The following is a 21,257-nucleotide window of genomic DNA, read 5'->3' as shown; positions in this document are numbered from 1 at the left end:
CTTAGGCACTTACCATGAAAAAATATATAGTCGCCCTCTTAACGGTCGGTCTGACCGGATGTACGTCGTTTTTTGACATTCCGCCTACGGATCAGTTGACCCAAAACGAATTCTGGAAAACCCGCCAGCATGCCGAAGCGGCTCTGATCGGGGCATACAACCAGCTCGTAAATGGTAATATTTACGGGAACGTGTCTATGATTGGTATGGAAGCTGCAACCCCCAATGCCTATACGTATAACAATACGGGCGGGGGAGGTTTCATTGCGCAGGGAATCCACGATGCTGCTAACAACGGTATCATCAATAATAAATGGGGAGCCTGCTACACCGGGATCGGGCGGGCCAATACCTTACTGGATAACATTGGCCAGGTGACGGTGGATGAGGCTACTAAAAAGCGCTACATCGCTGAAGCCAAATTCCTGCGGGCACTTTACTATCACAATCTCTGGAGTTTCTACGGGGGCGTACCGCTGATTCTGGAAACCCCCAATCTGGAAAAGCAGGGTACACTGCCGCGCAATTCGGCGGATGAAGTTTACGCCCAGATCATCAAGGACTGTAACGAGGCTATCCCTGATCTGCCGCAGACAGCGGCTTCGCGGGGAAATGCTTCCAAGGGGGCTGCACTGGCGCTGAAGGCCCGGACGATGCTCTACAAAGGCGATTATCCGGGAGCGGCCGAAGCCGCAAAGCAGATTATCGATAGCAAAGTGTTTACCCTGTTTTCAGACTATCGGGAGCTTTTTCAGCTGGATAAAGAAGGAAATTCGGAAGTGATTTTCGATGTGCAGTTCAAACTGCCCGAGTTCACGCATAGTCTGGATATAACCTTCACTGATTTCAATTCCATCGCTCCCCTACCCGATCTGCTCAACGACTACTACATGGTGGATGGGTTACCAGCGGCCAAATCGCCCTTGTTCAATAACGCCAAACCGTACGACAATCGTGATCCGCGCCTTTATCAGACCAACATCCTGCCCGGTACTCAGTTCCGGGCGCGGCTCGTAACGCCTACCACTTTTGGCTTTACCGGTATTGGTCAGAAAAAATATACCGTCTATAAGGATAACGAAGCCGGCGTGACGGTGGCCGAGAATCAATCGCAGCTTAATTACATGGTTTTCCGGTATGCCGATGTATTGCTGATGTATGCCGAAGCCCAGAACGAGGTAGCAGGTCCCAGCCCTGAAATTTATTCGGCTCTGAATCTGATTCGTCAGCGGGCTGGCATGCCGGCTTTCCCCAAAGACCTGACTAAAGACCAGCTTCGGGAAGAAATCCGCCACGAGCGCCGGATCGAGTTAGCGGGAGAGGGACTTTACTACCACGACATCCGGCGCTGGCGTACGGCCGAGATCGTGATGAATACAGAGATTGTGAATTATACCGGTGGGAAGCTGGGGGTTCGGCGGTTCAATAAGGACCGGGATTACCTGTGGCCAATTCCAACTATCGTGCTGGAGCGGAATCCGAACTTAGTTCAGAATGCAGGGTATGGTAAATAAGCAGGCGAACGTCATGTCGATACGAACCCTTATTCTTGGTGTGATTTTGCTACTGGCTGCGTCAATAGCTGCCCGCTCGTCAACCCCACCCTCAAAACAAAAGCCCAATATCATTTTCATCCTGACGGATGATCTGGGGTACGGTGATTTGGGGGTGTTGTACCAAAATGGCCGGCAGAGTGCTGGAAAGCCTAACCTGCATACACCTCATCTGGACAACATGGCAAGGCAGGGGATGCTCCTGACCCGCCACTACGTACCGGCTCCGGTTTGTGCCCCTTCCCGGGCGTCGCTGATGCTGGGGGTCCACCAGGGCCATGCGAATATTCGAAATAATCAGTTTGACAAAGCTCTGGCAGATAACCACACCATTGCGTCGGTTTTGAAACAGGCTGGTTATGCCACGGCGCTGGTCGGGAAATGGGGGTTACAGGGATTGCAGGGGGATAGTCCCCAAACTTGGGAAGCCTATCCGACCAAACGGGGCTTTGATTATTTTCTGGGGTACGTACGGCATCGAGACGGGCACAACCATTACCCGGCACACCCGGCTCGTGAGCGGCCACCGGTAGAGCTTTATCAGGGAAACGAAGAAATTTCCCGGCAGCTTCAGGGTGTTTATACAGCAGATCTGTTTACGGCTACTGCCAAACGGTGGATAACTACCCAAAATCAAACCCGGAAAGGCGAACCTTTCTTCCTGTATCTGGCGTATGATACCCCGCATGCGAGTTTGCAGGTGCCTGCCAAAGCCTACCCTCAGGGGGGCGGCCTGAAGGGCGGAGTACAGTGGCTTGGTCAGGACGGCCGGTATATAAACACCGCTTCTGAAAATATAGATAGTTATATACACCCCGATTATGCATCGAAACCCTGGCCCGATGAGCAAAAACGGCATGCCACCATGGTGCGACGGATTGACGATGGTATTGGAGACCTGATGCAACTGTTGAAAGACCTGAAAATTGATCAGGAGACACTGGTGGTATTTACCTCCGACAATGGCCCCCACACGGAGTCGTATGGCTACGGCCCCTACCAGCCTACTTTTTTCGACAGCTACGGCTCCATGGACGGCATCAAGCGCGATGTCTGGGAAGGGGGTATTCGGGTACCGCTGATTGCCCGTTGGCCAGGTCACATTGGAGCCGGTCGCCGGGACGACACCCCGAGTGGTTTCCACGACTGGCTTCCGACGCTCGCAGACATGGCAGCTGTGCCCGCCCCAGCAAATACAGATGGTGTCTCGCTGCTGCCGCTCCTGTCTGGAAAAGGAAAGCAAACTCCGCCTACTGTCTACATCGAATACCAGGTCACCGGCAAAACTCCCGAGTTTGAGGAGTTTTTACCCGCGCACCGAGGTCAGGCACATGGGGAGATGCAGGTGATCTATGAGGATGGCTACAAAGGAATACGGATAAACCTGAAGTCGTCTCAGGATGATTTTCAGATCTACGATACCCGGGTTGATGCTCAGGAGCGCACCAATCTGGCTGGAAGTAGCCTTTATTTCCAGCGTTTACAGGAACGAATGAAGGATCGGGTGTTGCAACTCCGGAGGCCGGATACCAGCGCAGTACGTCCATATGACCGGGATTTTATGCCAGCTTTGCGCCAGGTGAGAGCAACAGAACGGGGAATCGCCTACCGGATGTACGAGATAACCTCCCCTTGGGCACCCCTGCCGACCAGCTTGCGGGAAGGGCCGATAAAATCTGGTGTAAGCGAAGGACTGAATGTCGATATACTAACCCCGGGTAAAGGTATGGTCATTGAGTTTCGAGGCTTGTTAGCTGTGCCGGAAGATGGTGAATATTCGTTTGCGCTACAGACCGTTCAGGGTGCGGTGATGCGGCTTCACGAGGCTACTATCCTCGATGCTGGTAGGCAAAACAGGGCTGGCCATTCCCATATTGCTACCGTTCGATTGGCAAAAGGGATGCACCCGGTTAGCCTGGTTTATACCAGCGGGCCGACAAAGGTACCCGCGCTGACCGTCCAATGGAGTGGACCTGGATTTACCGCAAAGCCGCTGGCCCTTTACCAGAACCCAACTGGTTCGGCGTCTAACTAAGGGCATTACAAACAAGTCTATTCATAATGAAGCCAGCTTTTACAAAGGAAGCTGGCTTCATTATGAATAGACTTGTCTGGATATAGGGTAGGAATTGGCCGATGATTTCCTGTTAGAAACTCAGTTAATGATAGCGTAAAGTGATTTCAGCAGAAGTACCTATCATCTTTTTTGAACCTCTGAGCAGGTAGGGCATACCGTCTCTGGGCTTGTGAAGTCTGGTGTTAGCTAGTGTTTGAAGCAAGATTTTAGGCTGACGATTGTTAAATGTAGAAGAGATATGCCCTTAGCATGGTACTACTCTTTGTACGGATAAATAATTGAAGTATTTGTAAGGATTTTATTACGGAATTTGAGGGATTTTGCTTCGTTTGCAATGAAATCTTTACAAACCCCGACACTATGCTGACGCTCGAAAGCGCAAAACTATTCCTAAAGAATAATCCTGCCTTGACAGTTTCGGTGCTGGAAAAAGAATCTGGTTTGCCCAAAGGAACCCTCGCCTAAGGGCTTTTGGGCACTCGCACTCTCAATGCAAATCATCTGGCTAAGCTTGAGCCTATTCTAAACAAATATGGCTACATGGAAGGGTTGTACACTAAGGCGAGAGTGATTGCAGTGATTAACCACAAAGGCGGAGTCGGCAAAACGACGACCACCTCCTCGCTAGGGGCTGCTTTAGCCAGCCGTGGTTTTCGCGTATTATTAGTTGATCTGGACCCACAGAGCAACCTAAGTCAGATTCTTGGGGTGGAGCAGCCTGAAAGTCAGGTGGCACACGCCTTATTGACGGATGCGCCCCTGCCGGTTATCAACGTTTCTGAAAATCTGAGTTTAGCACCGTCTGACCTTGAACTGGCCGACGCTGAAATGATTGATGGAATCATACTTACCAGAGTTGACCGTCGATTAGTTATACACAAAGAGATTATTCAGACTGTTCGTCAGGATCTCTCAGATTTTAGGGTACTCAATACAGAGATTCGACTCAATGCAGCTCTAAAAGAATCCCAATACGCTCAGAAAGATATATTTCAGTATAGCAATTCTTCCCCTGGGGCCCAAGACTACAAACAACTTGCGAGTGAATATGTCACTCATTTTGGCAATTAATCCTTTTCCATCGACAATCATGAAAAAAAGCCTAAGTCAATTTGGACAAAAACCACTAATTCGTAAGGAAGCCGGATCCCTGGTGCAACAAGAACAAATCAAATCTCAAATTACTATCTTCCCTGATTTTGAATCACTTATTCCCCCCCCCCCCCTCGGTCAGGATGAATACGAACAACTTGAAATTAATATTATCCGTGATGGCTGTCGGGAACCATTGCTGGTGTGGAACACCACAAAAGATGCCCTATATGGAAATTCTGACAACACCTTGATTTACGTCTTAATTGATGGGCACAATCGGTACGGAATATGTCAACGCAATGGAATTGATTTTAAGATTTCTCTTCGTGAATTTGACGATAAAGAAGCTGTTCTCAGTTTCATGATTGACAATCAACTGGGCCGTAGGAATCTTACAGCTGAACAGATGGCTTATTTGAGAGGTCAAAAATACCTGACCTTAAAGAAAAAGCCTGAAGGCCAAACCAGTCAGCTACTGATACACCTAAACGTCGTACCGAAGATGTTCTTGCCGATCAGTTTAATGTAAGTCCTAAAACGATCAGAATCGATGCACAATATGCAAAAGGCATGGATAAGCTATCCGATTCGTTGAAGAAAGATGTCTTGACTCGAAAGATTAAAGTTAAGAAAAGCGATATTGTAGCTCTTGGCGAACTGGATACACCTGCCCACCCAATTGGGTCACCTACCGAGATAAATATGGCGCTTGTAGGTTCTGTTGAAGAAACGGAGGATGTACTCGAGGTAAATAACCAGGTAAACCCATCGCCTAAGGTTTCAATTACAGAGAACATTGAAACCATTATTCAGCTATCACAACAACTAAAGGGTCCCTTACCATCCATCAAGGCAATTGTCTTGAGTTAGCTGCCCGCCTTCAGAACCTGCTTGATTTACTTGATTCCTCCGACTTTTCGAAGCATCAGGTTTAATGTGGTAAAATTTACCACATTAAACCTGATGCTTCGAAACATGAGTAAGCCCGAATTGTAAGGAAGGGGGAGCAAAAATTCTGGTGTATTTTCTTCCTGTTTAACTGCTTAAACTAGAGTGTGTTGACAGTTAGGTAAAGTTAGCCGAGCTTTCCATCTTTGTAGTCTACGCCGTTACGAAATCACCGACCAGCAGTGGGAACGAATCGCCCACCTACCTCCTAGCCGAGAAGGCCATTTTGCCGACTTCTGATCGTCTGACCTTCGACTGCTTTCGCTAAGACCTGACCGATCAACTCGAAGAGCTACGGTTTCCATTCCACTTGTTTGCCATAGGTCAGTTGAACGGAATTTATGTCAATATGGCCCGATTGGGAAGTAAAGATGGCTTACAACCCTTCCGCACTCCCAGAGACTATGCCGACTTTCTGGCTCGCATAAACAATTACGTGGATCTGACTGAATCTACCATTGGTGTTCTTAAGCGAGGTATTCCATCAGGACGGGTTCTTCTTAAGAAAGTTGTGAGTCGGGTTATCAGGCAGCTACAGTCGTTTTTGGTTGACGATTTGATCCAAAGTACCTTCTATGGCCCTACTGCGTCCATGCACGATGGCTTTATCCCTGATAGCTGACATTACCCGTCAGTATGAACAGGCTATCCGGCAGCAACTAATTCCCGCTTACGGACGGCTGTATACGTTTCTCGAAAAAGACTAGCTCCCCGATGCTGTGAGACTGTCGAGTTGAGTGCTTCAAAAGGCCCAGCTGACCCGTCGAAAGCTTATGGTGCGTCAATTAAACTACAATTGCTGGAAGGTATGGGAACTGCAACGAATTGCGGATGAACTATAAAATAAATATGCTAAGGTTTACGCATTACTTCCTGAAAACCCCGCGCCCTAAGCCGGACATCGGTAAATTCAAAACTTGAATAGGCTTTATTCTCTTTATAGCCAAGCGATACACTTAAATACTACTTCACATCGTATTCGGCATCTTCACGAAGTAGTCGCGCTCTGTCTGCTTTTTAATGTAAAACTGCGTCGTCTCGAACAGTTCGTGCCGAAGATGGTACTGCACCCACATCGGCTCTACTCCTTTGTCAATCATGATCTGCCCCGCCGTGTGGTGCAGGCTATGGGCCGACATCTTGGGTCGTTTCAAATCAAGGGCTCTCAGGTACTTGTCAACCCGGTAGCGGATCTGGGCTGTTTTCAGTTCGGGAAATAAGGCGGTCCGACTATCTGGGTAAGAGCGGGGAGAGGTCGGCGAAACTACCCCATCAGATTGTATGTACTGGCGAAGGGCTTTGGCGCAGGGGGCAAAGAGCTTAATGGCCTTTTTTGTGTTTTTCCCTTTGCCACGTATCTGGAGCTGCCCCTTGTCAAACTCCACATCGCCGACGGTCAGCCGCGTTACCTCGACGAAACGAAGTCCTTCCAATACCAGCAGAGCCACAATGGCTCTGTTCAAAGGGGCATCAATGCTGGCCAGCGTCGCGTTCGGCTTCGTACCCCAACGCCCTACACCAGATGTTGGGCTTCATCATTGGCGGATGCCCAGCACGACGGGCTGAAACTCAACCTCCGGCCCTACGTATGGCTGTATGTAATTCGGAATTGGCGCGCACAGAAGCAATTTGGTAAAAATTTTTACCAAATTGCTTCTGTTTTTGTTTTAATGGTATAAATTTATGGCAAAAAAAGCGCCTAAACTTATGCTGACACACGAGGAGGTGTATAAATTCCTGAAAAAGAAGCCTACGCTTTCTCATTCGGGCTTAAACAAAGAGGCTGGCCTGCCAACTGGTACACTGGCCAAAGCGATGAATGGGCAACGTACCCTGAGTGAAGCCCATTTGAAAGCTTTGGTGCCAGTGCTTCGCCAATATGGAATTGACGATTTTCTGAACCACCGGGCGATCGTATTGGCTGTCGTCAATCATAAAGGGGGAGTGGGTAAGACCACCACAACTATTAACTTGGGTAAAGGACTGGCGAATCGGGGACAGTCGGTGCTCCTCATCGACATGGATTCGCAGGGTAATCTGTCGCAGAGTTTAGGCGTACACAACCCCGAGCAGCAACTGCTTCAGGCCCTGACCCAGAATGTTCCTATTCCGGTTGTGCCGCTGAAAGAAAACTACCACTTGGTGCCGAGCGATCTGGAATTGGCCCGAGCCGAAGCGGATTTGACCAAAACGCCGAGCGGAGTGCTTCGCTTCCGTAATGCACTGACCCCGCTGCTGACGCAATACGACTACATCCTGATCGACTGCCCGCCTTCGCTTACCATCTTCACGTATTCGGCCCTGGTCGCTTCTACGGCGGCCCTGGTGGTGCTGGAGCCGGAAGCCTCGGCCGTCAAAGGAATGTATAACCTCCTTGAGTTGATCCATGACATCAAGGAATCGTTTAATGCGCGTTTAGGCGTCGAGGGCATTGTGATGGCGCGGGTAAACCCCCAATTGGTACTGCACCGGGAACTGATGGCGCAGGTACGGGCTGATCTGAAAGGCCAGCCGTTTTTCAAGACGGAAATCCGGCAGAACATCGCACTGGCCGAATCGCAGTACGTCGGTCAGGATATTTTTGAGTACAAACCTACCTCTACCGGAGCCACTGATTACCAAGCCCTGGCCGATGAAGTGGTGGCTAAACATCCAGCCTGATACAGATGAAGAAGTTTAAAACCGCTTCCGGCGAGCCGCCCGTGCTGCATCGCAATACGGCTAACCTCATGCAGAGTATGCTCGACGAGGTGAAGGCCAACATTACGATCCTTCCAGAACTTAAAGCTCTGATCCCTCCGTTGCAAGTGGGAGAGTATGAGCAGTTAAAAAGTAATATTCTGAAAGACGGGTGCCGCGAGCCGTTGCTGATCTGGCAGACGACACAGGGATTGGTCGATGGTTCAGCCGATGACACCCCGGTGAACGTACTGATCGACGGTCATAACCGACATGAAATTTGCTCCTCGAATGGAGTGGAATTCAAAATATCGCTTCGTGAGTTTCCGACGCTTCAGGCCGTGCGCGACTTCATGATCGACAACCAACTGGGACGGCGAAACCTGACACCAGAACAGATGTCGTACCTGCGTGGCCTGAAGTACCGAAACGAGCGTCAGACGGTAGGCCGTCCGGTTGCTGAAGAGGGGAGGAGTGGTACTGAGAAAGCAGAAAAGCAAGCGGCCGGCGCCCCGGCGGAACGTACCCGCGATAAATTGGCGAAAGAGTTCAATGTGTCGCCCCGCACCATCCTGCGCGATCGCGATTATTCTGAAGGACTTGACCGCCTGGAACCTTCCTTGAAAGAGGAGGTACTGAAGGGTACGCAGAAACTGCCCAAAGAGGTAGTCCGTGAAATTGGAAAAATGGTCTCGCCGGAAGCCCGGCCGTTATCGTTAGCAGATGTAAATGCTATTGCGCCAGTTGAAGCAGCAGAGCCGACAGCTATACCCGCAACCGTTTCAAAAGAGGTCAGGAACCTACTAAAAAAGATAGCTCAGATAGCTAAGACACTCGACCCGAACGCGACGGAGTTTGTCGCGGACTGCGATCAGTTGATTGCTCTGCTGAAGCAAGCCAAAAAGCAGGTGAAATAAGCCTTGCCGATAATGGTGTCAATCTGGCACCATTATCGAGCGACCGCAAAGACACCTCAAAATGGTGCCAGATTGACACCATTTATAACGTGCCTAACCAGAAAAAAATGGTGTCAATCTGGCACCATTAATTCAAGACGTTACCCCCTTTCTATGCTTACCGGCAATCAACGTACTCAAATCGACAAAATATGGAATGCTTTCTGGACGGGCGGTATCACCAACCCGCTGACTGTAATTGAGCAGATTACTTACCGCCCCGGCGGCCCGGATGCTGTTCATCAAACGGCTCGATGATATTCAATTGGCGAAAGAACAAAAGGCCACGTATACAGGCAAGCCGGTTGAATCGCCTATTTATCAGCCAGAATGAACAGCAATACCTGCGCTGGAGCCGGTTCCGGTACCTCGGCCCCGAAGAACTCTTTACGCTTTTTACCCGCCTGATGGTGTGTTTGCGCTTATGCGTAGCCTGGGAAATGTGGAGGGCACCGCGTACAACCGCTTTATGAAAGGAGCTACGTTTATGATTCCCTCGCCCCGCTTGCTGACACAGGTTGTCGATCTGCTCTCCGACGTGCGCATGGAAGACCGCGTACGAAGGGTGATGTGTATGAATACCTGCTCGCTAAAATCGCGACGGCTGGGCAAAATGGGCAGTTTCATACCCCTCGATACATCATCAAACTGATGGTTGACCTGATGCGCCATACACCCGATGACGTCGTTTGCGACCCTCCCTCAGGAAGCTGCGGCTTTCTCGTGGGCCCGGCTGAGTACCTCCATCAGCATCATGTCGGCGAGTTCTTTCAGCCTGAGTTTTGGAAACGGTTCAATGAATCGATGTTCCTAGGCATGGAGTTCGATGCGACGATGATTCGCATTGGGGTGATGAACCTGATGTTGCACGGGATTGAACGACTGAATCTGATTGACATGGATGCGTTGTCGGAAGCCAACGCGGGCTTTACTGATCGCGCTACGCTGGTGCTGGCTAACCCGCCGTTCAATGGGAGTTTGGATCACGAAGCTGTAGAAAAGCGAGTTTTACAGACCTTTAACACTAAGAAAACGGAACTCCTGTTTCTAATCCTAATGCTACGTGGTCTGAGGGCGGGTGGCCGGGCGGCTGTGATCGTACCCGATGGAGTATTGTTCGGATCCTCTAAAGCCCATCGGCAGATTCGGCAGGTACTTATTGACCGCCATCAGTTGCAGGGTGGCATGGAGATGCCGGGCGGGGTGTTCGAGCCCTACGCCGACGTGAGCACGGCCATTCTGATTTTCACCAAAACGAACGCGGGCGGTACGGGCGCTGTCTGGTTTTACGACATGCGGGACGATGGCTTCACGCTCGATGATAAAAGCCAGGCCACGGCCGCCAACGACATTCCCGACAGCGTGGCCCGCTGGCACGGCCGGGAAGACGACACATACCAGAACTGATCAGAGCTTTTCTGAGCCGGTGGCCGACATCCGGCCAACAATTACAACCTGAGCATCAAGCGTTACAAAGAAGTCATGCATGTCCAGCAGCACGATACGCCCACTGAGCTAATCGACAAGATTGAAGCCCTCGACCGCGAGCGGCAGGCCGATTTGCAGGCGCTGAAGGCATTACTCACGCAGACAACCGGGGCGAATCAGAAACTCGAATCGTAAAAAAACAAGAAATACTAACCCAACTATATGACTAATCACTCACCTATTTCGCCCGATTTACTTAATGACCTCCGTGCACTGATCGGGCAGTCGAGGCAGAAGGTGGCTCTGGTTATTAATGCGGAAATTACCCGGCTCTACTGGGCTATCGGCAAACGCATCAACATTGAAGTATTAGGGCAGGGGAGGGCTGAATACGGCAAGCAAACCATTCGGCAGTTGAGCGACCGCCTTACGGCTGAATACGGCAAAGGGTTTAGCCCCGCAAACCTTACCAATGCCATAGAGTTAGCCCGGCTTTATCCCGACGTATCAATTATTCAGACACTGTCTGAACAATTTACGTGGTCACATCTGGTTACGCTGCTTTACGTCAAAGACGACCTAAAGCGGGAGTTTTACACCCAAATGGCCCGACTGGAGCGGTGGAGTGTACGGATGCTGCGGCAAAAGATCGACGGAATGCTGTACGAGCGTACCGCTATTTCGCAACAGCCTGACGAAACCATCCGGCGTGAGCTGGCAGAGTTGCATGAAACGGACCGGCTAACGCCCGACATGGTGTTTCGTGACCCTTACGTACTTGATTTTCTAGGCTTAGAAAAGACGTACTCAGAGGAAGAACTGGAAGATGCCATTGTTTCTGAATTACAGAAGTTCATCATCGAACTCGGCTCCGACTTTGCGTTCATGGCCCGACAAAAACGGATTGTCATCGACGGCGACGACCACCGGATCGACCTGCTCTTCTACCACCGTCGGTTACGTCGACTGGTGGCTATAGACCTCAAGTTGGGACGGTTTAAAGCTGCCTACAAAGGGCAGATGGAACTGTATCTGGGCTGGCTTCGTAAGCATGAGATGCTGGAAGGAGAGAATAATCCAATCGGCTTGATACTCTGTGCCGAAAAATCGCACGAGCATATTGAACTGCTCGAACTCGACAAAGGCGATATCCGAGTGGCCGAATACCTGACGCATCAACTGCCACGCACCTTACTGGAGCAAAAGCTACATACAGCCATTGAGCAGGCTCGAAAGCGACTCGAAAAAGCGAAAGAAGATCAATAATTACCAGACAATCTGCTTAACGCGGAGCAGTGCGTTTAATAGAGGTTATTTTCTCCTGCCGATGGTTGGAGAAAATAACCTCTGGTTGTGATGAGGAAACTTAACATAGTCTAGCGAGCAAGTGATCGGGAAATGACCCAAAAGCTAACACCACGCAACCTTACCGTTACGAATCCAGAAATGGCTTTTACAACCAACTTTGCGCCATACAGAAGGTGCTAAGCTGATGTGATTAAAGCGGTGGTGTTCGTAAGTCCAGCGCGGTTTAGCTTCTTTCAGGGTATTGAGCTGAATTAGATTCCCACAGCCGCAAGGACACTGAAACGCGATCAGCCAGGGGGCTTCCGATGCACCAACTAAGTAGATACGACGTTCATGGATATGCTCTGGTAAATCGTCAACGCGCTGGGCAAGGTAGTGTGTATCAAAAAAAAGACGCAGAAGCCTAAGTTTTAGCTTCTGCATCCAGGTACGTGCCATCAGCATAAAATCGGTATGTTAAGGTCCACCATCTCCAAGAAAGGCTGTAACGTACCCCGGCCAATTCTACGCACTAAATAGTCATCTACCGGAAAGTAGGACTCCTCGGTGTTGGCCCAATAGCCTTCTGTCATCTCCAGTACTTGATGGGCGGGTTCCTTGCGGAAAGGGTGTAGGCGATTGAGCAATTCGCAAACGGCTGCCGCAGCGGTCAGCATATTGACGGAGATGACCGCTGAGCGATTGACAGGTACATCCCGGAAATAGTCGTGTTTCACCCTCTCGGAAAACGTCTCTGGATCCTTCCGGTATTCTGAAGCCGAACGTACATCTGTCTCATCGAACATGCCCCGCGTTATCAGCGACGATTTACCGGGTTGAAGGAAATGTACCGCCCCACTAATGTGCTCAATGCCACCTGTCCCGTCGGCCTGTAGCTTTACGCCCAAATCAAGGTAGGGGACCAGGTAAAATGTAGCCAGTCGGTTAAGCAGGAACCGGCCATCGACGCTGTCCATACAGCCGATTAGCACGTCGCAACCGGCAAGCTCAAGTAATACGTCCGTGTCGTCGTACAGATTGGCTTGTATGCGGGTGACGTCTGTTCCTAACTGCATAGAAACAACCCCATCACCAAGCACGTCCACTTTGGGACGGTGGTCTACTGCGTCCTGATAGGTCGAATGAAGAATCCGGTTAAGGTTTTTCTTTTCAATCATATCAGGATCGACCAGTACTAAGTGACCTACCTGCAACCGGGCTAGCTGTTCAATCACCGGGCTACCCGTGCCAGAGCAGCCGACTACGCCAACCTTCAGCCGCCGAAGAAGATCATAGGAGCGTTCACCAAAAGCCTGCGCCGTGCGTTGCCCGGCTTCTCGCGCAATGTTCGTCACCGGCTCGTCAGTCCATACTTGAATCTGATCGCCTGAGTTACGGAGTTGGATACCCGAACCAACTGAGGAAGAGAACAAGCAGCTGGAATTGAATATTGTCGCAAATGGCTGTCGGGACGCCCTGAGTCTTTGGGAGACCACTTGGCAGAAGATCGATCCAACTTCGACAACACCCGACGAGCCAGCCTATGTGTTGGTTGATGGCCATAACCGCTATCGGATTTGCAAAGCGCGAAACATTAGCTTTAATATCCAGCTGATGGATTTTGCGGATTTGAAGTCGGTGAAAGATTTCATGATCGATTTGCAGCTAGGGCGTCGTAATCTTACCCCGCAACAGATTCAGTATTTTCGGGGGCTTCGTTATCTGAATGAAAAAGCCGATAAAGGGAAGTACGACCGCATAGAAGAAAAGACGCCTGACTCAACAGGTAAGGCGGAAAAAGCCAGGTGACCATCACAGCTGAAAAGCTGGCACAAGAATACAACGTAGGCAAAAACACCATTATCCGCGATTCAGAATTTGCTGCGGGCGTCGAACGACTCGCACCTGACCTGAAGAAAATGGTACTTTCAGGGGCAGTAAAAGTAGATAAAGGTTCCCTTCAAAAAGTAGGGAAAATGCCATCTGTCTCCGTGATTAGCAGTGTTGATGAGCTGGAATCACTCGCTACAGGTACGCAGGAGAAAGTAGAGGCACAGGATTCAGAAAAAAAGTATAAAGCCAAAGCGAAGGCGCAGGCGGAGCTGACGGGTTTTATGGAGAATCTGTTATCAGGGAAGTCGCTTACACGGGCCCGTCTTGACCAGCTCATTCTCAAGGCGACCGCCTTAAAAGAATTACTCTAGTGACTGTTGAACCATTCAGATGGCTATAAAACGTTGTACTAGTTAGCCAAAAAAACATCCCTTCTGAGCATAATACCCATTTTGGGTATTATGCTCAGAAGGGATGTTTTTGTTAAGTGATAATGTTTAAAATAAATACCAGAAATTGGTGTTATATCTCAGTGAATCAGCGAGTTGAGGCATAATACTCATTTTGGGTATTATGCCTCAACAGACTGGATTCCGCCTGATCGTCTCCAACAGAACTATAAGCCGGTAAAAAGAAGAGATGCTGACCGGCTTGCTGCCACTCCGCTAGTTGATACTGCACCGGTCTGATGCGATGCACCGGGGCTTATCCAATGCCAGTACCGTCACCTGACTCAAGAACTTTACCCACTCATCGACCATTTCAATCAGCTGCTGGCTGGTCATACCCCTTTGAAACAACGGCTCATTACCGCATAGCCCGGCTCCGAGCCCTACCCCAACACGATGCCCGAGAATCAGGCTGACTCAGCCGATCTATTTGTTCACGGGGGCCTGCCAACTGTGAGGGCACACTGACTGAAGAACGAATCCAGCCTCGTCCCTGTGATATAGCTTCAGATACACTCCCTCAGATTTCCTTACAACACGCTCTATGAAACCTGCTGCTTTACCGCATGAACAATAAGATCCTGTAGCGTAAGACTAATGAGGTCTACGAGGCTAATGCCGTACAGAGTAGCCACCTGCTGCAAAACGGTTAGCGACAGTTCGGTGCGGCCGGTTTCTTTTTTGCTGTATGCGGCCTGGCTGACTCCTAACTGAAATGCAACGTACTCCTGAGGGTAGTTGTGGATTTCACGTAGTTTGCGGATTTTGAGCGCAATCGGATTCATATGCGTGCAATGGTTAGTTGGTAACTTTCGCAGTGGTTGATGAATCGAAGTAAATCCTGTTAGCAAAGACGATCAAGTTATTTCGGCGAACCATACATCTATTTCGGTAAATACATGTATACTTACGGTGTTTGCATTCACCGTTTACCGCCGAGGCACCCCTGTAGCTATGCAGCAAACAATCCGTTGTTTTATTGTAGACGATGAAGCGCCCGCTCACGTCCTGCTCGAAAAATATATCAAACGCGTTCCTTATCTGGAGTTGGTAGGGCAAGTCTACGATGCTGTTGAAGCTCTGTTTGCCATTGAGCAGGCTAAACCCGATCTGATTTTTTTGGACATTGAGATGCCTGAGATGACGGGTATCGAATTCCTGAAAGCCTTACCCGCTCACCGGCCCGACTTTTCACGGCCGGCGGTGGTGATGGTAACCGCCTACTCGGAGTATGCCGTGCAGGGGTTCGAACACGACGTCTTGGACTACCTGTTAAAGCCCGCACCTTTTGAACGGTTTATGCAGGCTATCAACAAATTCAAAGCCCGACAAGGCATAACAACTTCAAACGTGCTCTCCCCCGATAGCTCACCTGGTTTACCGGCCTCCGAGCCGGTGATAAAACCAATAGCCGAATCAGAGTCGACTGAGACAGCAGGGCAAAAAGGCAATTTTTTTCTGGTAAAAGAAGATAAGAAGCTGATCCGGGTGGCTCCTGCCGATATTCTCTTTGTGGAGAGCGACAGCGATTACCTCACCATCCATTTAGCCGATCGTACGATCTTAACCTATATGACGATGGGGAAGCTGGAGACGATGCTTCCGGCAGAGGAGTTTCTGCGGGTCAATCGTTCGTATATAATTCGGTTGGGGGCCATCAAGGAAATAGACGGAAATCTGATTACAACATTGAACGGGAAGCGGGTGCCAATTGGGGTTACCTACCGAGATCGGGTAATGGAGGTGTTGAAACGCATGATGCGGTAGGGGGTATGAGACAGCTCACAATGAAGAAGTGGTTTAGAGTTGGCTTGCATGTAGGGCTATGGATACTGTTCTACTTTGGTGTAGAACGATGGATGACTACAAAAATTCACAGAGATAATGCCCTGGTTATAAACGTTATTAGTGGCATAGACTTTATCTTAAATGTGTCTTTGTTCTATTTTTTTGGCTACTTTATTTTTCCTCGGTTCTTATACAAGAAGAAGATTATTGTTACGATCGTTTCTATTGTAGTGGTCTATTACCTAACTTATTTAATTAACTACTTTACTTTCAAAAGTTTATTGAGTGTTACGGATGGATATGTAGGGAAAGAGAAGACATACATAAGACGTGCCTGGGACATCTTCTTAAAAGATGAAGGTGGGTGGCTTGGTGCTTTTACAAGTTTGCGTTTGTTGGCCTGGAATTACTCTATAAGTCTTTTTGTACCAACAATTCTCTTATCGATCAAATCCATTAGGGATATCCTTAACTTTCAAAGAAAGAGTGCGAAACTAGAACATGATAAGCTCATTCTGGAACGCGATAAATTGACGCTGGAGCGCGATAAATTAGCCCTTGAGCAAGAGAATCTTCAGTTAGAAGTCAACTTTCTTAAATCGCAGATCAACCCTCACTTCTTGTTCAATACGTTGAACAGTGTCTATGTCGACATTATGGACACCAATGAACAGGCTGCCGAGCAGGTGTTGAAGCTCGCCAGCCTGATGCGATATGGTTTGTATGAGTCAAATCAGGGACAGTCTGACCTGGAAAAAGAGTTAGCGTACATTCAGAATTATCTGGATCTCGAACGTATTCGACATGGACATAAAGTAAGCATCGGGTTTGACCAAGCCGGTAACTTCTCGGGTTACCAGATTGCTCCGCTCCTGTTAATTTCGTTGGTTGAGAATGCGTTTAAACACGGTGTCCGCAAAAGTAAGCAAGCGGCTTTCATCCATATAAATGCTTCGATCCAGGATGGTTTATTCACGTTTATCGTCAAGAATAGCCTTGGAGTCTCCGAAACCGACAAAGCCGGGTCCGAGCCGGGGGGGGTTGGTCTGGTAAACACCCGGAAACGTCTTCAAATTCTATATCCTGACCAGCACGAATTAGCTGTTAATACCAGCCCTAATACCTATCAGGTGACGCTCCAGCTAAGACTGACATAATTTCGGCGAATTCATTCACCGTGTCTTTTTCTGTATTGGCCGGGAGAATAGACTCTGTTGGACGAAATACTTTTTTTCTCGTTCTGTGCTGCCCTACGTTTGTTTCAGCAATCGCAAAAAGGAATCTCTTAAACTCTATTCTACATGCAAACGCAACCTCAGCCCCAGCGTCTTATTCTTGTTAAAGAGCGCATCTACAACCTTGGCTCAGATACTGTTCAGGGTAAACAAAAATCTGGCTTGTCATGCATTATCACAATATTTACCGCTCAGTAATCGAATGATTCCCAGTCTTCTCCTTTCTCATTACGGAGCTGGCGAATGTCTGCTCACCAAGTTTGTGAATCGCACCGGCTTTCTGGATATTATCTGGGCCGGTGCGTTCACAAATGAGGCTATTGCGCATCTCCATAATGATGAAATAGGACTGACCTTAGCGTGCCTACCCCCACCAGACCAGTTGATTGACCATTCACTGCTTGCCGCACTACGCAAGCCCGAAAAACTACTGCTGACCGCCCAATACCCCTTTTACTTATACAGTCATTATGAGCTTTGCCCGACGGCTTTTTTGAATGAACCCTATTCGTTTAGTCAATTTCAATTGGCTCTCGAGTCGTGCCTGTCTGGACAGTTAAATGAATAAAACGTACTGTTTACCAATGTCATAGATCGTTTTTATACCGTTTATGAGATTCTTTGCACTTTTTTGGTAGAATAGCATGGGTATATGATACCTATTTGCAAAATTGAAGAGACCTCTCTTTATCATTTTGCACTATGTTCACTGTTTACCCTTTCCTTTTCGTGCGTCGCCCCGTATTCTCGATCAGTAAGCTAAACGAGATGCAGGACCGCCTACTTCATCATACCCTGGACGAACTCCTCCGTGAGTGGTACAGCGACCCCTCTGCTCAGGAAGCTATCTATCTGGCTTCTCCCTCCCTACACGAACGCTTTGCCCGCTGGCTATCAGGTGAGCAGCTCTCCGACGTTCATAAACTGCTGCAAACACTCTATAAGTACGCCATTCGTATGAGCACCCGGAGTACACCATACGGGCTTTTTGCTGGCTGTACGCTGGCAGGCTATGCGGATTACACACGCCTACGATGCAAAAACCCCCAACCGGTTCGACGGCATATTCGGCTTGATATAGAATGTATAATGACCATTCGGGACTGGCTGCTCAGACAACCGGTTATTCGTAATGGTGTCTTGTTCTACACCAACAATTCCCTGTATGCCGTTGGCGGGAATTTCCGGTACGTGGAGATGCAGCAAACCGCCAAAGGCCGCAATTATTTTATAACTGCACTGACGGGCGATCCGTTTCTGAAACGGTTGTTCGAGCGGGCCAGAACAGGTACAACAGTACCTCAGCTGGTTAGCTACCTCATGGAAATGAACGTTGACGAGGGAGAAGCGCATACTTTTGTCAATCAATTAATTGATGAACAACTGCTTAGTTGCGAACTAGACCCATTGCTGATCGGTGATTCGTACCTCGATGTACTGATTGATAGGGTGGGGGCTCTGCCAGACACCGCGTTAATAACTCAAAATCTGAGGCAATTAAAAGAGCTGGTTGCCACTACACCCAACGTGGTCAGTCTTGGAAATCAGATCGGTTCCTGGCTGGATGAACAACAGCTAAAGGCCCCCATAGACCGGCTTCAGGTCGATTCGTTCTATGAGGAGGTACTATCCGTTGGGCAGTCGGCCATGGAACACCTTCGACAACAGATCGAACAGGTGGCCGTACTAAATCAGCCCCATCATTGCCCGGACATGGACGATTTCAAACGTCGTTTCTATGATCGGTACGAAGAGGAAGAGATTCCGCTGGCATTGGCACTGGATAGTGAATTTGGCATTGGTTACGGGGTGCAGTCGGGCCTGGGCGTTGGCTACGCACCCATGATCGACGATCTGTCATTACCCAACATTGAAGGGATTCCACAAGCACCCACCTGGAACTGGTGGCAATCCTTTATACTGGACAAATACTCGGAGAGTCTCTACAGCCGTCGGGCCGAGATTGATCTAAGCCCGGCCGATCTGGATCGAATCACCAAACAACGACGAGAAGTGACAGTCTTACCCGAAAGCTTTTACGTGTTCGGAAACTGGCTCGCGAAATCGGGGGAGGCCATTGATCGGAATGAGTACCGTTTTGTGATGCAAGCCTGTAAAGGGCCATCAGCCGCGACGTTACTGAGCCGATTTTGTGCCGGCAGCTCCCCGTTGACCGAAGCAGTGCAGCACTGTGTGCGGGCCACTGAGCGCCACCATCCCGATGTTGTTTTTGCCGAAATCGTTCATTTCCCCGAGAGCCGGGCGGGCAATATTCTGACCCGTCCTACTCTTTATCAGTACGAAATTCCTTACCTGGCTCAATCGTCGGTCGATGCGGAACACCAGATACCACTGGATGATCTGATGGTTTCGGTACGCAATGGGCGAGTGGTACTACGCTCCCGCCGGCTGAACAAACGGGTTATACCACGCCTGACCAACGCGCATAACTACCATCAGGGACTACCCACGTACCGTTTCCTGTGTGATCTGCAACATCAGGATAGCTACCTGGATGTTAAATGGAACTGGGGCGTGCTGGCCGAGCAAGCGTATCTGCCCCGGGTACGGTATAAGAATATTATTCTGAGCCGGGCTACGTGGCAGTTGCAGGCTGATGATCTACCACTGGGAAATTTGTTCCAGTTAGCAATCCAGCTGAATGAAAAGGGGCTCCCCCAGGAGTTTGTTGTTGGTATGCATGACCACGAGCTTCTGGTGTGTTTGCATAACCCGGAATCGTTGAACCTGTTAGTCGCCGAATTACAAAAGCGAAATAGCGTTCGGATTTATGAGTACTTCGCTACGGCCGATAACTGTCCTGTATCGGTAGGTGGGCAACCCTTTACCAACGAGGTGATTATTCCGTTCAGCAACCCATCTGCTCCGAAATTATCGGGTCTGTTGCCAGGCCTGACCACTTTGCCTCAGCGTCGGTTTTCGGTAGGGAGTGAATGGCTGTACCTAAAAATCTATACCGGTGAAAAAACGTCGGACGATCTGCTTGCCAATGTCCTCTATCCGATTGTGGAGCAACTGCTGACCAAGGGCGTGATTGATCAGTTCTTTTTTGTACGCTACAAAGACGTCGATCCTCATCTGCGACTGCGATTCCACGGAAACCCCTACCTTGATTTTCACCACGTAGTTATGCGACAGGTTGAAGAGGCCCTGCACGACCGGGTGCAGGACGGTGTGGTTCACCGGGTGCAGATGGACACCTATGTCCGCGAGATTGAACGCTACGGCCACGAGCAAATCGAACTATGTGAGTTAATTTTTCACTGCGACAGTTTGACCACACTTGCTTTTCTGGCCCAGCACAAAGCGGTTTTCGACGAGAGCAGCCGCTTCGCCTTTGCTGTGGCAAAAATCAATTGGCTATTAACGGGTGCAGGATTGTCTATTGCCGAGCGAAGCCAGTTAATGAACCAGATGAAGGATGGATTCTTCCACGAATTTAACGGGGACGTGAACCTGCGCCGGCAGCAGAACGAAAAGTTCAGGCAATACCGGCCGGTAATCGACCATGCGCTTGGCATCGCGTACCAGGATATTCTGAAAGAAACGATGCCCGATTGTCTGAAGGTAGATTTAGTGAACAAACTCCGCGTGGCATTTCCGGGGGCCATTCAGCTCATGCCTATTCTGCAAAGCCTGATCCATATGCTTATAAACCGGCTTTTTCCGGCTAAGCAACGGGCCTATGAGTTAGTGCTGTATCACTGTCTGGCGAAGTATTATGATGCGCAGAAGGCCCGGCAACCGGCCGATCAGGCGTTTGCATCATCAGAAAGCACGCATTATAACCTAACGGAATAATCTATGCCCAAATGGATTACGATACAACCAATGGTTATTGAAAACGGAGGAGAATACGGTCAATTTTGATTCATCAAACAAGCACAAAAAAGACTTAATAATGGCCT

The 21,257-nt window shown here is 49.3% G+C and carries 22 protein-coding genes; 18 read left to right on the top strand and 4 right to left on the bottom strand.

The window, feature by feature from the left end:
- The first annotated feature begins 14 nt into the window (after positions 1 to 14).
- From RUDLU_RS0126345 to RUDLU_RS0126325, 5 genes are all read left to right on the top strand, one after another.
- A complete protein-coding gene (locus tag RUDLU_RS0126345; RefSeq protein WP_019991447.1) occupies positions 15 to 1,514 on the top strand; it encodes a RagB/SusD family nutrient uptake outer membrane protein in 1,500 nt (499 codons plus the stop codon).
- A 13-nt stretch (positions 1,515 to 1,527) separates the two neighbouring features.
- Entirely contained in the window at positions 1,528 to 3,588 is a 2,061-nt protein-coding gene (locus RUDLU_RS0126340) for a sulfatase-like hydrolase/transferase (protein WP_169578096.1), read from the top strand.
- A 582-nt stretch (positions 3,589 to 4,170) separates the two neighbouring features.
- Entirely contained in the window at positions 4,171 to 4,701 is a 531-nt protein-coding gene (locus tag RUDLU_RS28500; protein WP_019991445.1) for a ParA family protein, read from the top strand.
- A gap of 19 nt (positions 4,702 to 4,720) precedes the next feature.
- Positions 4,721 to 5,254 (top strand): ParB N-terminal domain-containing protein, encoded by a 534-nt coding sequence (locus RUDLU_RS28495; protein WP_019991444.1) that lies wholly within the window; start codon positions 4,721 to 4,723, stop codon positions 5,252 to 5,254.
- A 41-nt stretch (positions 5,255 to 5,295) separates the two neighbouring features.
- Positions 5,296 to 5,595, top strand: a complete 300-nt coding sequence (locus RUDLU_RS0126325; protein ID WP_019991443.1) for a hypothetical protein — start codon at positions 5,296 to 5,298, stop codon at positions 5,593 to 5,595.
- A 1,046-nt stretch (positions 5,596 to 6,641) separates the two neighbouring features.
- On the opposite strand, the gene RUDLU_RS28485 is transcribed toward RUDLU_RS0126325, so the two are convergent.
- Positions 6,642 to 7,136: a tyrosine-type recombinase/integrase gene (locus RUDLU_RS28485; protein WP_019991441.1), complete on the bottom strand. Its 495-nt coding sequence runs from the start codon at positions 7,134 to 7,136 to the stop codon at positions 6,642 to 6,644.
- A 244-nt stretch (positions 7,137 to 7,380) separates the two neighbouring features.
- Between RUDLU_RS28485 and RUDLU_RS0126305 the strand changes: the two genes are divergently transcribed.
- The 7 genes from RUDLU_RS0126305 to RUDLU_RS0126290 all read left to right on the top strand — a co-directional run bounded on the left by RUDLU_RS0126305 (position 7,381) and on the right by RUDLU_RS0126290 (position 12,002).
- On the top strand, positions 7,381 to 8,334 hold the full coding sequence (locus RUDLU_RS0126305) for a ParA family protein (RefSeq protein WP_019991439.1): 954 nt from the start codon (positions 7,381 to 7,383) through the stop codon (positions 8,332 to 8,334).
- Between the two features lie 5 nt (positions 8,335 to 8,339).
- Positions 8,340 to 9,269, top strand: coding sequence for a ParB N-terminal domain-containing protein (locus RUDLU_RS0126300; RefSeq protein WP_019991438.1), 930 nt, complete (start codon positions 8,340 to 8,342; stop codon positions 9,267 to 9,269).
- Positions 9,270 to 9,507: 238 nt separating this feature from the next.
- Positions 9,508 to 9,642 (top strand): hypothetical protein, encoded by a 135-nt coding sequence (locus RUDLU_RS30520; protein WP_019991437.1) that lies wholly within the window; start codon positions 9,508 to 9,510, stop codon positions 9,640 to 9,642.
- A 78-nt stretch (positions 9,643 to 9,720) separates the two neighbouring features.
- The gene (locus RUDLU_RS30390) at positions 9,721 to 9,960 is read left to right on the top strand and encodes a hypothetical protein (RefSeq protein WP_245581760.1); all 240 of its coding nucleotides are present in this window, start codon (positions 9,721 to 9,723) and stop codon (positions 9,958 to 9,960) included.
- Entirely contained in the window at positions 9,879 to 10,715 is an 837-nt protein-coding gene (locus RUDLU_RS30385) for an HsdM family class I SAM-dependent methyltransferase (RefSeq protein WP_245581754.1), read from the top strand. Before RUDLU_RS30390 ends, RUDLU_RS30385 begins: the two co-directional genes overlap by 82 nt.
- Positions 10,716 to 10,790: 75 nt before the next feature.
- The gene (locus tag RUDLU_RS30380) at positions 10,791 to 10,931 is read left to right on the top strand and encodes a hypothetical protein (protein WP_019991435.1); all 141 of its coding nucleotides are present in this window, start codon (positions 10,791 to 10,793) and stop codon (positions 10,929 to 10,931) included.
- 27 nt (positions 10,932 to 10,958) lie between these two features.
- Positions 10,959 to 12,002, top strand: a complete 1,044-nt coding sequence (locus RUDLU_RS0126290; protein ID WP_019991434.1) for a PDDEXK nuclease domain-containing protein — start codon at positions 10,959 to 10,961, stop codon at positions 12,000 to 12,002.
- Between the two features lie 144 nt (positions 12,003 to 12,146).
- Here RUDLU_RS0126290 and RUDLU_RS29950 read toward each other — a convergent pair whose 3' ends face one another.
- Together RUDLU_RS29950 and RUDLU_RS28475 are read right to left on the bottom strand one after the other, a co-directional pair.
- Positions 12,147 to 12,482: a ubiquitination-like system serine protease family protein gene (locus RUDLU_RS29950; protein WP_157580838.1), complete on the bottom strand. Its 336-nt coding sequence runs from the start codon at positions 12,480 to 12,482 to the stop codon at positions 12,147 to 12,149.
- Positions 12,482 to 13,456, bottom strand: a complete 975-nt coding sequence (locus tag RUDLU_RS28475; RefSeq protein ID WP_019991433.1) for a HesA/MoeB/ThiF family protein — start codon at positions 13,454 to 13,456, stop codon at positions 12,482 to 12,484. Before RUDLU_RS28475 ends, RUDLU_RS29950 begins: the two co-directional genes overlap by 1 nt.
- A gap of 10 nt (positions 13,457 to 13,466) precedes the next feature.
- Between RUDLU_RS28475 and RUDLU_RS29945 the strand changes: the two genes are divergently transcribed.
- Positions 13,467 to 13,832 (top strand): hypothetical protein, encoded by a 366-nt coding sequence (locus tag RUDLU_RS29945; protein ID WP_019991432.1) that lies wholly within the window; start codon positions 13,467 to 13,469, stop codon positions 13,830 to 13,832.
- The gene (locus tag RUDLU_RS0126275) at positions 13,829 to 14,227 is read left to right on the top strand and encodes a hypothetical protein (RefSeq protein WP_019991431.1); all 399 of its coding nucleotides are present in this window, start codon (positions 13,829 to 13,831) and stop codon (positions 14,225 to 14,227) included. The genes RUDLU_RS29945 and RUDLU_RS0126275 overlap by 4 nt, the downstream gene beginning before the upstream one ends.
- Before the next feature lie 620 nt (positions 14,228 to 14,847).
- On the opposite strand, the gene RUDLU_RS0126265 is transcribed toward RUDLU_RS0126275, so the two are convergent.
- Positions 14,848 to 15,090: a helix-turn-helix domain-containing protein gene (locus RUDLU_RS0126265; RefSeq protein WP_019991429.1), complete on the bottom strand. Its 243-nt coding sequence runs from the start codon at positions 15,088 to 15,090 to the stop codon at positions 14,848 to 14,850.
- A gap of 169 nt (positions 15,091 to 15,259) precedes the next feature.
- On the opposite strand from RUDLU_RS0126265, the gene RUDLU_RS0126260 reads away from it, so the two are divergent.
- The 4 genes from RUDLU_RS0126260 to RUDLU_RS28465 all read left to right on the top strand — a co-directional run bounded on the left by RUDLU_RS0126260 (position 15,260) and on the right by RUDLU_RS28465 (position 21,150).
- A complete protein-coding gene (locus tag RUDLU_RS0126260) occupies positions 15,260 to 16,072 on the top strand; it encodes a LytR/AlgR family response regulator transcription factor (RefSeq protein WP_019991428.1) in 813 nt (270 codons plus the stop codon).
- 20 nt (positions 16,073 to 16,092) lie between these two features.
- Positions 16,093 to 17,250: a sensor histidine kinase gene (locus RUDLU_RS29075; protein ID WP_169578095.1), complete on the top strand. Its 1,158-nt coding sequence runs from the start codon at positions 16,093 to 16,095 to the stop codon at positions 17,248 to 17,250.
- A gap of 202 nt (positions 17,251 to 17,452) precedes the next feature.
- On the top strand, positions 17,453 to 17,896 hold the full coding sequence (locus RUDLU_RS0126250; RefSeq protein ID WP_211220249.1) for a hypothetical protein: 444 nt from the start codon (positions 17,453 to 17,455) through the stop codon (positions 17,894 to 17,896).
- Positions 17,897 to 18,057: 161 nt separating this feature from the next.
- Positions 18,058 to 21,150: a lantibiotic dehydratase gene (locus RUDLU_RS28465; protein ID WP_211220248.1), complete on the top strand. Its 3,093-nt coding sequence runs from the start codon at positions 18,058 to 18,060 to the stop codon at positions 21,148 to 21,150.
- Positions 21,151 to 21,257: the final 107 nt, after the last annotated feature.

Source organism: Rudanella lutea DSM 19387, assembly GCF_000383955.1.
Lineage (GTDB): Bacteria > Bacteroidota > Bacteroidia > Cytophagales > Spirosomataceae > Rudanella > Rudanella lutea.
The sequence above is the reverse complement of the archived record's forward strand: the minus strand, read 5'-3'. Positions and strand labels throughout refer to the sequence as shown.

What these genes read in the sequence shown, in the direction of transcription:
- RUDLU_RS0126345 (WP_019991447.1), top strand. Translation starts at nt 15, where the DNA reads ATGAAAAAATATATAGTCGCCCTCTTAACGGTCGGTCTGACCGGATGT.
- RUDLU_RS0126340 (WP_169578096.1), top strand. Translation starts at nt 1,528, where the DNA reads ATGTCGATACGAACCCTTATTCTTGGTGTGATTTTGCTACTGGCTGCG.
- RUDLU_RS28500 (WP_019991445.1), top strand. Translation starts at nt 4,171, where the DNA reads ATGGAAGGGTTGTACACTAAGGCGAGAGTGATTGCAGTGATTAACCAC.
- RUDLU_RS28495 (WP_019991444.1), top strand. Translation starts at nt 4,721, where the DNA reads ATGAAAAAAAGCCTAAGTCAATTTGGACAAAAACCACTAATTCGTAAG.
- RUDLU_RS0126325 (WP_019991443.1), top strand. Translation starts at nt 5,296, where the DNA reads ATGGATAAGCTATCCGATTCGTTGAAGAAAGATGTCTTGACTCGAAAG.
- RUDLU_RS0126305 (WP_019991439.1), top strand. Translation starts at nt 7,381, where the DNA reads ATGCTGACACACGAGGAGGTGTATAAATTCCTGAAAAAGAAGCCTACG.
- RUDLU_RS0126300 (WP_019991438.1), top strand. Translation starts at nt 8,340, where the DNA reads ATGAAGAAGTTTAAAACCGCTTCCGGCGAGCCGCCCGTGCTGCATCGC.
- RUDLU_RS30380 (WP_019991435.1), top strand. Translation starts at nt 10,791, where the DNA reads ATGCATGTCCAGCAGCACGATACGCCCACTGAGCTAATCGACAAGATT.
- RUDLU_RS0126290 (WP_019991434.1), top strand. Translation starts at nt 10,959, where the DNA reads ATGACTAATCACTCACCTATTTCGCCCGATTTACTTAATGACCTCCGT.
- RUDLU_RS29950 (WP_157580838.1), bottom strand. Translation starts at nt 12,482, where the DNA reads ATGGCACGTACCTGGATGCAGAAGCTAAAACTTAGGCTTCTGCGTCTT.
- RUDLU_RS0126265 (WP_019991429.1), bottom strand. Translation starts at nt 15,090, where the DNA reads ATGAATCCGATTGCGCTCAAAATCCGCAAACTACGTGAAATCCACAAC.
- RUDLU_RS0126260 (WP_019991428.1), top strand. Translation starts at nt 15,260, where the DNA reads ATGCAGCAAACAATCCGTTGTTTTATTGTAGACGATGAAGCGCCCGCT.
- RUDLU_RS29075 (WP_169578095.1), top strand. Translation starts at nt 16,093, where the DNA reads ATGAAGAAGTGGTTTAGAGTTGGCTTGCATGTAGGGCTATGGATACTG.